9 protein-coding genes are annotated in these 12393 nt (G+C 63.5%); 6 read left to right on the top strand and 3 right to left on the bottom strand.

Going from position 1 to position 12393, the window contains the following annotated elements; translation table 11 throughout:
• Nucleotides 1-46 precede the first annotated feature (46 nt).
• The gene (locus MESAU_RS22595) at nt 47-973 is read right to left on the bottom strand and encodes a LysR substrate-binding domain-containing protein (RefSeq protein ID WP_083883064.1); all 927 of its coding nucleotides are present in this window, start codon (nt 971-973) and stop codon (nt 47-49) included.
• Between the two features lie 90 nt (nt 974-1063).
• On the opposite strand from MESAU_RS22595, the gene MESAU_RS22590 reads away from it, so the two are divergent.
• Together MESAU_RS22590 and MESAU_RS22585 are read left to right on the top strand one after the other, a co-directional pair.
• The gene (locus MESAU_RS22590) at nt 1064-1957 is read left to right on the top strand and encodes a DMT family transporter (protein WP_015318342.1); all 894 of its coding nucleotides are present in this window, start codon (nt 1064-1066) and stop codon (nt 1955-1957) included.
• A gap of 133 nt (nt 1958-2090) precedes the next feature.
• Entirely contained in the window at nt 2091-2852 is a 762-nt protein-coding gene (locus MESAU_RS22585; RefSeq protein ID WP_015318341.1) for a hypothetical protein, read from the top strand.
• Between the two features lie 23 nt (nt 2853-2875).
• Here MESAU_RS22585 and mutL read toward each other — a convergent pair whose 3' ends face one another.
• Complete coding sequence (gene mutL / locus MESAU_RS22580) at nt 2876-4765, bottom strand: DNA mismatch repair endonuclease MutL (protein WP_015318340.1); 1890 nt, start codon at nt 4763-4765, stop codon at nt 2876-2878.
• A gap of 43 nt (nt 4766-4808) precedes the next feature.
• On the bottom strand, nt 4809-5711 hold the full coding sequence (locus tag MESAU_RS22575; RefSeq protein ID WP_015318339.1) for a LysR substrate-binding domain-containing protein: 903 nt from the start codon (nt 5709-5711) through the stop codon (nt 4809-4811).
• Nucleotides 5712-5803: 92 nt separating this feature from the next.
• Between MESAU_RS22575 and MESAU_RS22570 the strand changes: the two genes are divergently transcribed.
• The 4 genes from MESAU_RS22570 to MESAU_RS22555 all read left to right on the top strand — a co-directional run bounded on the left by MESAU_RS22570 (nt 5804) and on the right by MESAU_RS22555 (nt 12267).
• Entirely contained in the window at nt 5804-7354 is a 1551-nt protein-coding gene (locus MESAU_RS22570) for a trimethylamine methyltransferase family protein (RefSeq protein WP_015318338.1), read from the top strand.
• A gap of 44 nt (nt 7355-7398) precedes the next feature.
• The gene (locus MESAU_RS22565; RefSeq protein ID WP_015318337.1) at nt 7399-9048 is read left to right on the top strand and encodes an ABC transporter substrate-binding protein; all 1650 of its coding nucleotides are present in this window, start codon (nt 7399-7401) and stop codon (nt 9046-9048) included.
• 74 nt (nt 9049-9122) lie between these two features.
• The gene (locus tag MESAU_RS22560) at nt 9123-11105 is read left to right on the top strand and encodes an oxidoreductase (RefSeq protein WP_015318336.1); all 1983 of its coding nucleotides are present in this window, start codon (nt 9123-9125) and stop codon (nt 11103-11105) included.
• A gap of 52 nt (nt 11106-11157) precedes the next feature.
• Entirely contained in the window at nt 11158-12267 is a 1110-nt protein-coding gene (locus tag MESAU_RS22555; protein ID WP_015318335.1) for a mandelate racemase/muconate lactonizing enzyme family protein, read from the top strand.
• Nucleotides 12268-12393: the final 126 nt, after the last annotated feature.

Below are 12393 nucleotides of genomic sequence, written 5' to 3'. Positions count from 1 at the left end.
GATTTCCAGCAGCGGCCGTCACGTATTCTCCGAGATGCGTCAGAGCCTAATCCTCATCCTGCAGGAAAGCTTCCAGCCTTGCCGAAGCAAGCCCGGCCTGTTCGGCAATGCGCCTGGCGAGATCCGCGGCGGCCGCGCGCGGCCGGCCCACCGGACGATCCAGCCAGTAGGAAACGGGATTGAGCACGGTGCGATCGTCAACGGCGACGAGGCGGCCGGACTGTATCTGGTGCTCGGTGAGCGGCGGCCGCGCCAGCGCGATGCCGAGGCCATGAGCCGCTGCATCGAGCACCAGATTGTAATCCTCGAAACGACGGTCTTGCGGGCGCGGCCGGTAGTCCATGTCCTGCGCGGCCAACCAGGCGCGCCAGCCCGAAGCGTCGGAATCGTTGATCAGCGGGAATTTGAGCAGCCGGGCTGGATCGCCGCTGCCGATCTCCCGTGCGAGGCCCGGCGAGGCGATCGGGAAGAGATATTCTTCGAACAGTTGCACCGAGACACGGCCCGGGATGCGGCCGCGACCGCAGCGCACCGACAGATCGATGCCTTCGTCGGCGAGATCGGCCTGGCGGTTGTCAACATCGAGCACGATGCGCAGGCGGGTGGGATCGTTCTCCAGCGCCGCCATGCGCGGCATCAGCCACAGGCCGCTCACCGAAGGAATGGAGGCCAGGCGCACCACCGCGGTGCCGCGCGGCTCCACCCACCGGTCGGAATTGACCGAGATCAGCGCGAAGGCTTCGGTGGTCCTGAGATGCAGGCGATTGCCTTCGTTGGTCAGCGTCACGCCGCGCGCGCCGCGCTCGAAAACCTTCAGGCCAAGCCAGTCCTCGAGTTTGGCGACCTGCCGGCTGACCGCGCCATGTGTGAGGTTGAGTTTTTCGGCGGCGGCCGAGAAGCTCCCCGTGCGCGCCGCCGCGTCGAAAGCGCGCAACGTCTCCAAGGGCAGCATACTGTTCGAGCTGTGATCCATGCTCACAGGTGACCCTCGATTTGGTCGTTTGTCAATTGACCTGGAAAGGCGTTTCCTGCTCCCGAGACCTGAAGAATCCGAGGCACTGGGATGAGCATGACGACAGGCACGTTGAATTCGACACAGCGGATGGACACCACGGCCGCCATTGCCGTGGCGCTGACGGTGATCGGCTGGGCCTCCGCCTTCCCGGCGATCCGGGCCGGGCTCGCCGCCTTTCAGCCGCTGGAGCTTGGCGCCCTGCGCTTTGCCATCGCCGCCGTGCCGGCGGCGATCTTCCTTGCCGTCAAGCGACCGGCTCTGCCCAGGATTGGCGATCTCTGGCGCTTCGCCTTTGGCGGCGCCATTTTCGTCGCGCTCTACACGGCGATGCTCAATTTCGGCGAACTGACGGTCTCGGCCGGAGCGGCGGGCTTCATCATCAATGTCAGCCCCATCTTTACCGCCATCATGGCAATGGCGCTGCTCGGCGAGCGCTTCTCCGGCCTGGCCTGGATCGGCACGGTCATCTCCTTCGCCGGCATCGGCATCATCGCCGTCGCCGACGGGCATGGCCTTCATTTCAATGCCGGCGCGCTGCTGGTACTTGGCTCGGCCCTCTGCTCGGCCGTCAACACCATCGTCCAGAAGCCGCTGTTTGCCCGTCATCATCCGCTGACGATCGCGGCGTCCAACATGGTGCTCGGCGCGCTCTGCCTGGCGCCCTTCCTGCCCACCGCTCTGCAACAGGCCGCTGTCGCCAACACTGCCGGCCTCGGCGCCGTCATTTATCTCGGCATCGTGCCGAGCCTGATTGCCTATGCGGCGTGGGCAACCGCGCTGTCGCGCCTGCCGGCGGCGCGTGCCTCGAACTTCCTCTATCTGGTCTCGCCGATGTCGGCCCTGATCGGCTTCTTCTGGCTGGGCGAGGTGCCGACGCTGCTCGGCATCCTCGGCGGCGCGCTGGCGCTCGGCGGTGTCATCGTGGTGAATTTGAAACGCTGATTCAAAAGCTTGCGATCTTTCCCTGACTCGTGTCGGGAACCACCGATTTCATCGCCAGTTGACGGCTGCCGCAAGGCAAGGCAACTGTCACTCGGTCTTGGCGGATGGTCGTCGCGGGCGCTGCGAGGTCGGGATGGGAAGACGTTTTATCTCAACGGTCGTTTGCTTGTTGCTGCTTAACGCGAAAGCCGTCGCGGGTTGGTACCACGTGGAAAACTACGAGGGTTTCCTCGGGCCGTCTCCCATCCATTTCTCCATACAGACATATGATAGCTTAGGCAGCGCGCCAAAGGTCGATGGAAGCTACTTCTACGACGCGAAGCAGAGCCCGATTGCGCTGTATGGCACGGTCACCGGCACCAAGTTCGTGCTTTGCGAGATTTCAGACGACAAGGAATTCTATCGGATAATTGTGCAGGGGCCGAGACCCGCTGTCGATACCACAAGCTGCCCATTCTCCCTCGACCTCAATGGAAACGCAGTGACCGGAAGCTGGAGCAAGGGCACGGATAGATATCCCGTCACCCTCAAGAAAATAGCGAGCCTGGATGACACCGGCGAGGCGAAGATCGACGGCACCGTCGAGATTTCCTTCTGGGCGCAGACAGCCACCGACAGGTTTTCGGGAATTTACACGAATACCAGCGCCGGCCTCTGCATGGAAAAAATGCGTGTCATCAAAAAGAGCAGCCGCAAGGTTGTCCAGGAAATTACCTTCGCCGATGATGACGTGTGCAGTGCCGGCATGCTGATGACGACCATCTATATGAACGTCGAGAAATGGGTGGAGCGAGGCAAGGACGTCATTTCCGTGAATTTTCGAGGCGGTGGCGCCGGAACCGCGGTCGATTACGTCTTCAATTCACGGACAAGGAAATATCAGCGGAGGAAATGAGGGCTGGCCGCCGGGCAGCCGTTTCACCGCCGTCCGAACAGCCGCTCGATGTCGGCCAGCTTCAGCTCGATATAGGTCGGGCGGCCATGATTGCAGGTGCCTGAGCCCGGCGTCGCTTCCATCTGGCGCAGCAGAGCGTTCATCTCCTCGGCCTTGAGCAGCCGCCCGGAGCGCACCGAGCCATGGCAGGCCATGGTGGCGGCGATCTTGTCCAGCCGTTCCTTGAGCGTCTCGACCGTGTCGTTGTCGGCAATCTCGTCGGCGAGGTCGCGGACCAATTGCTGGACGTTGGTCTCACCGAGCATCGACGGCGTCTCGCGCACGGCGACCGCACCCGGTCCGAAACGCTCGATGCCGAGGCCGAAGCGGGCGAGCGTTTCGGAATGCACGGCCAGCCGCTCGGCGTCCTCCTCCGGCAGGTCGATAATCTCGGGCAGAAGCAGCATCTGTGACGGCACCGGCCGCGCGTGCAGCGCGTTCTTCAGCGCCTCGTAAACCAGCCGCTCATGGGCCGCGTGCTGGTCCACGATGATGAGCGAATCCCTGGTCTGGGCGACGATATAGTTCTCATGCACCTGCGCGCGCGCGGCCCCCAGCACCGCGCCGAGCAGCGTCTCCGCCGCCTCGCTCTGCCCGGCGCGCGCATCGGCGCTGGCAAGCGGGCCGGCATCGAACGCGGCTTGCTCATTTTCGCCAAATCCGCCCTGTCTTGCGCCGGTGTGTTCAAAGCCCGGGCTGTCGAATTGCATGTCGAGCGGCCGCTGCGGCGAGCGCGCGGGATCGAAGCCGGCGGCGCCTGAAGCGCGATAGGCCGCGTCGTAGCTGCGATGGCCATTGGCCGGGCCGGGATGCGCATAGGACGGGCTGCCCGGCCGAAACGCTGCCATCATGCCGGCGGCGCCGGTGGTGGCCGAGCGGATGCCGGCATCGGCCAATGCCTGCCGGATCGCGCCGACGATCAGCCCGCGCACGAGGCCCGGATCGCGGAAGCGGACATCGGCTTTGGCCGGATGGACGTTGACGTCGACGATGGCCGGATCGAGCGAAAGAAACAGTACCGTCACCGCATGGCGGTCGCGCGGCAGGACGTCGGCGAAGGCGCCGCGGATCGCCCCGGCGATCAGCTTGTCGCGCACCGGGCGGCCGTTGACATAGGCATATTGCTGCAATGCGTTGGCGCGGGTGAAGGAGGGGATCGACACATGGCCGGTCAGGTGCACGCCTTCGCGCATCGCGTCGATGGCAATGGAATTGTCGGGAAAGTCGGCGCCCATCACCTGCGCGACCCGGCGCAAGCTGCCGTCCGCGCTGTCATCGGTAGCCGGCAGTTCCAGAGTCGTGCGGTCGGAACCGGCCAGCGTGAAACGCACTGTGGGGAAGGCGATGGCGATGCGCTTGACGATGTCGCTGATGGCCGAGCTTTCGGCGCGTTCGCCCTTCATGAATTTCAGCCGTGCCGGCGTGGCGAAGAACAGGTCGCGCACCTCGACCGTGGTGCCGCGATTGGCCGCCGCCGGCTTGATTGGCAGGACGCGGCCGCCCTCGATGCCGATCTCTGCGGCGCTGTCGCTAGAGGCCGTGCGCGAGCGGATCGACAGCCGCGACACCGAGCCGATCGATGGCAGCGCTTCGCCGCGAAAGCCGAGGGAACGAATGTCGTTGATATCCTCGGTGAGCTTGGAGGTGCAGTGGCGTGCGATGGCCAGCGCCAGTTCCCGTTCAGGAATGCCGAAGCCGTCATCGGTGACGCGGATCAGGTTCAGCCCGCCGCCCGATGTGACGACTTCTACCTTGCTGGCCCCGGCATCGAGCGCATTCTCGACCAGTTCCTTGACCACGCTCGCCGGACGCTCGATGACTTCGCCGGCGGCGATCTGGTTGATCATCGTTTCGGAAAGCTGGCGGATGGGCATGCTCTGATCTTACACGGATTCGGTGGGCGCGCGCGAGGCCACTTTACGCCTGCGCCAGAAGCCAATCCCTGACCTTGCGCGCATTGTCGCTGAGCTCGCGGTTCTTCGGCCAGATGACGTAGAACGCGGTGCCCGTCTTCATGATGTGGTCCGTCACCGGCACCAGCAGCCCGGTCGACAGCAGCCGCTCGACAAGGTGGCGCCAGCCGAGCGCGATGCCTTGCCCCTCCATGACCGCCTGGATCACAATCGCATAGTCATTGATGCGCAAGCCACGCTCCGCATTGCGGAGACTGGCTCCGGCCGATTGGAACCATTCGTCCCAGTTCGGGGCCTCGCGATAGGGCTCTTCCAGATGAATGAGGCGGTGTGTCGCCAGTTGCTCGACGGTCTCGGGCCGGCCGAATTTCGTCAGATAACTGGGACCCGCGACCGGAAAGATCTCTTCGTCGGAGAGCGCTAGCGAGTGGTAGTCCGGCCAGTCGCGTGGCACGCCTCCGCGCACGGCAAGCGGAATGCCTTCGGCGATGATGTCGAGATCTCGGTCGCCGGTCTGGATGCGCAGATCGATGCCCGGCAATTCATCGCGGAACCGCTGCAGGCGCGGCATCATCCAGAACGAGCCGAAGGCCGTCGAGGCGGCGAGCGTCACATGGCCGCCAGTCGCCTGCAGACGCAGGTCCTCCGCCGACTTGCGGATGTGGGAAAGGCCGAGCGAGACGTCGGCATGGAAGCGCTCGCCGGCCTCGGTCAGGCTGACCTGGCGGTGGCGGCGCTGGAACAGCGTGGCGCCAAGCTGTTCCTCCAACCCACGCACGGCATAGGAAACTGCGGCCTGCGTCATGCCGAGCTCGCGCCCGGCGGCGGTGAAACTCGACAACCGGCCGGCCGCCTCGAAGACGATCAGGCTGCCGGCGGAGGGCAGGAGGTGGCGAAGGCTTCGCATAAGCTCAGCTTATACAAGAGATCAGGATTTTCCAGCGTCACAGTCGAATTTCACCTCGCTAAGTTGACCGGGATCGAAGGGATGGAGGCTCCATGAACGCACCGGCCACTGAATTGACCGAGCAAACCCATCGCCGTGGTGGTGGCCGTCTCGGGCGCAAGGCGATGAGGAGCGCGCCGATTGCCTCGTTCCCGACCCTGGTGCGCCAGATCCCGGTCTATGAGATCGTTCCCGATGAGGCGGTGGAACTGATCCACGAGGAGTCGCTCAAGATACTCGAAGAAGTGGGCTGCGAATTCCGCGACGACGGAGCCATCGAGCTCTGGAAGGCGGCTGGCGCCGATGTCAGGGAGACGCGCGTGCGTATCGACCGCGCGCTGCTGATGGAGCTCGTCTCGAAAGTCCCATCCGAATTCACGCTCCATGCGCGCAATCCCGAGCGCACGGTCCGCGTTGGCGGCAAGAACTCGATCTTCGTGCCGATGTATGGCGCGCCCTACATACGCGACCTCGACAACAACAGGCGCTACGGCACGCTTGCCGACCTCAACAATTTCCACAAGCTCGCCTACATGGCGCCGGCGCTGCATTCCTCGAGTTCGGTCATCTGCGAGCCGATGGAAATCGCCGTGCCGAAGCGGCATCTGCACATCATCCATTCGGCGCTGAAACATTCCGACAAGCCGTTCATGGGCATCGTGACGTCCAAGGAGCGCGCCGAGGACACGATGGCGATGGCTGCAATCGTCTTCGGCGAGGAGTTCGTCCGCGAAAACCCGGTGCTGGTGGCGATCACCAACTGCAATTCGCCGCTGGTCTGGGACGCCACCATGATCGATGCGATGCGGGTCTATGCAAGCCACAATCAGCCGCTGATCCTGGCGCCGTTCGCGCTCTGCGGCGCCTCTACCGCGGCGTCGGCCGTCGGCGCGGTGGCGCAGGTCAATGCCGAGGCGCTCGCGGGCGTGGCCCTGACCCAGCTCATCCGTCCCGGTTCGCCCCAGATCTACGGCCAGTTCATGGTCACGGTCGACATGAAGACCGGCGCTCCCATGGGCGGCACGCCGGAGGCCGCCCAGATGATGTATCTGATGGGTGCGCTGGCGCGGAAATACAAACTGCCGTGGCGCACATCGGGCTTTCATGTCGGCTCGAAGCTCAACGATGCCCAGGCTGGCTATGAGGCGAACATGCTGATGCATGCAGCCATCCTCGCCGGCGCCAACTACATCTGGCATTCGGCCGGATGGCTGGAAGCGGGGCTCACCTGCGGTTACTCGAAATTCGCCACCGACTGCGAACAGCTTGTCGGCTGGTACAAATATGCCGGCGGCCTGCCTTTCGACGATTTCAAGGAAGCGATGGCAGCGATCCGCGAAGTCGGGCCGCAGGGCCATTTCCTCGGCACCCAGCACACGCTCGAGCATTTCGAGAAGGCTTTCTTCATGCCGAGCATCATGGACTTCAACTCCTACGAACAATGGAAGGCGGAAGGGGCGAAGGACCACGACACGCGCGGCCGCGAGAAGGCGCGCAACATGCTTGCCGACTATGAGGAGCCGAAACTCGACGAGGGCATTGCCGACGGTCTCAAGGATTTGATCGCGCGGCGCGAGGAAAAACTGCCTGACAGCGTTAGTTGAAAAAGCAGGCAAAGACCTCACGGGAACAACAAGGGGAGAATGACATGACGATTTTCAGAAGCAACGGCGATCGTGTACCGCCCGCTATCGAAGCGATGGCGGCGGAAGCGAAGGCGGGTCGCATGGACCGGCGCGAGTTCCTGGCGCTGGCCAGCGCGCTTGGTGCGTCGACGGCATTTGCCTATGGCATGATCGGCCTCGCCGCGCCGACGCAAGCTGTGGCCGAGGAACCGAAGAAGGGCGGGACGCTGCACGTCTCGATGGCGGTGAAAGCGCAGAAGGATCCGCGCACTTACGATTGGGTGGAACTGGCCAATATCTCGCGTTGCTGGCTGGAGCCGCTGGTGCGCTACACCAGGCAATTCACCTTCGAGCCGGTGCTGCTCGAAAGCTGGGACATCAACGACGACGCCACCGAATACACGCTGCATGTGCGCAAGGGCGTCGCCTGGAACAATGGCGATGCCTTCAGCGCCGATGACGTGGTGCACAATGTGACGCGCTGGTGCGAGAAGGGCGTCGCCGGCAACTCGATGGCGGCCCGCGTCGGTGCGCTGATCGATGCCAAGACCGGCAAGGCCAGGGACGGCGCCATCACCAAGGTCGACGACAACACGGTCAAGCTGAAGCTCAGCGAGCCCGATATTTCGCTCATTCCCAATTTCACCGATTATCCGGCGCTCATCGTGCACCGCAATTTCGACGCCGATGGCGCCGACCCGATCAAGAAGCCGATCGGCACGGGAGCGTTTGAGTTGGTCTCTTACGACGTCGGCCAGAAGGCGGTGGTCAAGCGCCGCGAGAACGGCAAATGGTGGGGCGGCGAGGCGCCACTCGACGGTATCGAATTCATCGACTACGGCACCGATTTCAACGCCACGGTGAACGCGTTCGATTCCGGTGAAATCGACCTCAACTTCGAGTCGCCCGCCGACTTCATCGACATTCTCGACAAGATGGGGCTGCAGAAGTCTGAGGTCGCGACCGCCACCACGCTGGTTGCCCGCACCAACATCACGCACAAGCCCTACGACGATCAGCGCGTTCGCAATGCGCTGCAGATGGCGGTCGACAACAACGCGGTGCTGCAGCTCGGCTACAACGGCCGCGGCACGGTCGGCGAGAACCACCATGTCAGCCCGATCCATCCCGAATACTATGCCCTGCCCAAGAAGGAGCGCGACGCCGCCGGCGCCAAGAAGCTGATGGCGGACGCCGGGCAGGCCGACTTCGAGCACGAGCTGATCACCATCGAGGACGACTGGCAGAAGAACACCGGCGACGCGATCGCCGGCCAGCTGCGTGACGCCGGCATCAAGGTCAAGCGCACGGTGCTGCCGGGCTCGACCTTCTGGAACGACTGGACGAAATACCCCTATTCGATGACCATCTGGTACATGCGCCCGCTCGGTGTCCAGGTGCTGGCGCTGGGATATCGCACCGGCGAGGCGTGGAACGAATCGGCCTATTCCAATCCCGATTTCGACGCCAAGCTCAAGCAGGCGCTCTCGCTGATCGACGTCGCCAAGCGCAAGGAGGTGATGAAGGATGTCGAGCAGATCCTGCAGGACTCCGGCGTCATCATCCAGCCGTTCTGGCAGAAGCTCTACAGCCACACGAACAAGAAGGTGAAGAACTACGGCGTCCACCAGACCTTCGAAATGGATCTCCAGAACGTCTGGCTGGACGCCTGACGCCAGAAGTTCAGCCACACAGCGCCGGCGCTCCCTTGCGCCGGCGCAATGCCGCCGATGGGGAGAGAATTTGCATGTCCGGGCGGGTCTTCAAACGTTTGTTCGAGCCGGCCACCTTGCGTGGCAAAACATTGCGCAACAGGATCGTGTTTGGAGCCCATACGGCGAACATGGCCGAGAACGGGCTGCCGACCGAACGCCATGTCGGCTACTACGCCGAACGCGCCATCGGCGGGGCCGGCATGATCGTGGTCGAGCCGATGCCCGTGCATCAGGCCGCCGTGCTTACCCGTGGCAATTTCAGCCCGTCCGATGACCGCGTCATCCCGCATTTCCGCAAGGTGACGGAGGCGATCCGCGGCAACGGCGCCATCGCCATCCAGCAGCTCTATCATGTCGGTCAGCACGCGGACGCGGACAACTCGTTTCACCCCGGTTGGTCGCCTTCCGGCCTGCCGAGCTACCACGATTCCGACGGCTCGCATCGGGTGTCCGAAGCCGAGATCGAAGAAACGATCGACGGCTTCGTCCAGGCTGCGCGCCGTTGCCACCAGGCCGGCTTCGACGGCGTCGAGGTCTGGGCGGCGTACCATTCGATGCTGGACCAGTTCTGGACACCTTGGTCGAACCGCCGGGACGACCGATGGGGCGGCAGCCTCGAAAACCGCACCCGCATGAGCCGTGAGGTGATGACCAGGATTCGCCGGGAATGCGGCGATGATTTTATCATCGGTCTCGCGATCAATGATGAGCCCGAAGTCGAAGTGGCGCTGAAGCGCGAAGCGCTGGCCGAGATCATCGACCTCCACGACCGCGATGCCTTGATGGACTATGTCACTTGCGGAACGGGTTCCTACTTCGATTTCTACAAGATCATGCCGACCTTTGTTTACCCGGAGAAGCTCGGTGCCGACCTGGCGTCCGTGCTCAAATCCACCGTGCGTCACGCGTTGATCACCGCCGAGAGCCATATCCGCACGCCCGAGAACGCCGAGAGCGTGCTGAGCGAAGGCCGTGCCGATCTCGTTTCCATCGTGCGTGGGCAGATCGCCGATCCGCATCTGGCTGCAAAGGCTGCCGCCGGCCGGCCGCAGGACATTCGCGGCTGCCTGTCCTGCAACCAGATGTGCTGGGGCCGGCGCAGCCGTGACTACTGGATCAGCTGCGTCATCAATCCTTCCGCGGGGCGGGAATGGGAGTGGGGCGGCGACCGCTTTGCTCCGGCCGGCCAGCCGAAGCGCGTACTGGTCGTGGGTGGCGGCCCGGCCGGTCTCGAAGCGGCGCGCGTGGCGGCCGAGCGCGGCCATCGCGTCACGCTGGCCGAGGCATCCGACCGCCTTGGGGGGCAGTTCCGTCTTGCCGGACTGCAGCCGCGCCGTGCCCAGATTCTGGACCTGATCGACTGGTATGAGCGCCAGCTCGGCCAGCTCCAGGTCGACATCCGCTACGGGCAGTATGTCGAAGCCGACGATGTCGAGCGCGAAGGCGCCGATCACGTCATCGTCGCGACCGGCTCGATGCCGCCGGACGGCGCTTTCCAGCGGGCCTTGCCGCACTGGGAGAGCATTCCGGGCGGCGGTCCGGTGCTCTCGGCCGAAGCGGTGATGGCGCGCGAGGCGAGGCCGGGAAAAAATGTTCTCTTGCTGGACGATGGCGGCAATTGGAAGGGCTGCGGCACCGCCTGGAAACTCGCCGAGGATGGTCACAATGTAACGCTTGTGACACCGGACGCCCTGGTCGGCAAAGAGCTTCAGCGAATGGCCGTCGATGCGCCGCTGCGACGGGCACTCGCCAAGCTGAAGGTGCGGTTTGTGACCGAGAGCGCCGTCGTTCATTGGGACGGCAGGGTGGCCAGGATCGCTTCGCTGCTCGACGGGACCGAGCAGCAGGTCGAGGCCGACGCTTTGGTCTTCGCCACCACCAGCATGGCGCAGGACAGCCTGTCCATCGAGCTCGAAAGGCGCGGAATTGCGCATACCTCCATCGGCGATTGTACCGCCTCCAGACAGGCGGCATTTGCCATTCATGACGGGCGCAAGGTGGCGCTTGGTCTTTGACCATGGCGAAAGGCGCCAGACCAGGCAAGGCATGAACGAGGCTAATGTCTGAATGCGTATCAGGTCAATCAAAGTCTATCAGATGCTTCTGCCTGTTAAAGGCGGTGCCTACCGGATGGCCAGCGACACCGTGCAGAATTTGGACAGCACGCTGGTTGAAGTCACCACCGAGGATGGACTGTCAGGCTGGGGTGAGACTTGCCCGATCGGCCCTGTTTATCAACCCCAGCATGCTCTGGGCGCGAGAGCGGCAATTGCTGAAATAGCGCCGGGACTTATCGGCGAGAACACAGCGTCCATGCGCCGCCTCGCCAAACGAATGGACGAACGGCTGAACGGTCACAACTATGCCAAGGCGGCCTTGGACATAGCTCTCCTCGACCTCGCCGGCCAGCGGCTGGGCGTCCCTGTTTCAACACTTCTCGGTGGTGCGCTCACCGATCGCGTGCCGTCATACTACTCGACGACCGTCGGTGCTCCGGACGAGACCGCGCGTATTGCCGCCGACAAGGTCAACGCCGGATATCCACGGCTTCAGATCAAGATCGGCGGGCGGGATCTCGAACAAGACGTCGCCACTGTGCACAAAGTATGGGAGGCGGTTGGCTTCAGGGCCCGCATAGCCGTCGACGCCAATCGCGGCCTGACCGCTGCCGCGGCGCTGCACATCGATCGGCTTTGCCAGGCAATCCCGTTCGTGTTCGAACAGCCTTGCAACACCATGGAGGAAGTCGCTGGTCTCAAAGGGCGCGTTACGCATCCGATCTATCTCGATGAGAGTACCGAGGATTTGAATGCCGTGCTTCGGGCAGTTTCGTCAGGTATCGCCGACGGATTCGGATTGAAGGTCACCCGTCTTGGTGGTCTGACCAAGATGGCCACGGTCCGCGACCTGTGTGCGATACGATCTCTTCCGCACAGCTGCGACGATGCCTGGGGCGGAGACGTCATCGCAGCGGCATGCGTCCACCTCGCCGCTACCGTCGAGCCGAGACGTTTTGAGGGAGCCTGGATCGCGCAGGAGTACATCGAAGGGCATACTGATCCCGCAAACCCGATCGTGATCGAGAACGGGCATATACGCGTCCCGCAGATCCCAGGGCTCGGTGTCAAGCCTGAGCGCTCCCAACTCAACGCGCCGATCGCCACTTTCGGAAACTAAGGATCGTTGGATTTGATCTATGCAAGCAGACGCGCCGCCCGGAGGAGGCTTCATGAGCCGCAAAAAAGCCGATATGCACGATGCGTGGTATTGATTGCTTCCGCAGTCAAACATTCGGGGAAATCC

The organism is Mesorhizobium australicum WSM2073 (assembly GCF_000230995.2).
Lineage (GTDB): Bacteria > Pseudomonadota > Alphaproteobacteria > Rhizobiales > Rhizobiaceae > Mesorhizobium > Mesorhizobium australicum.
This window is presented reverse-complemented; position numbering and strand designations above follow the sequence as displayed.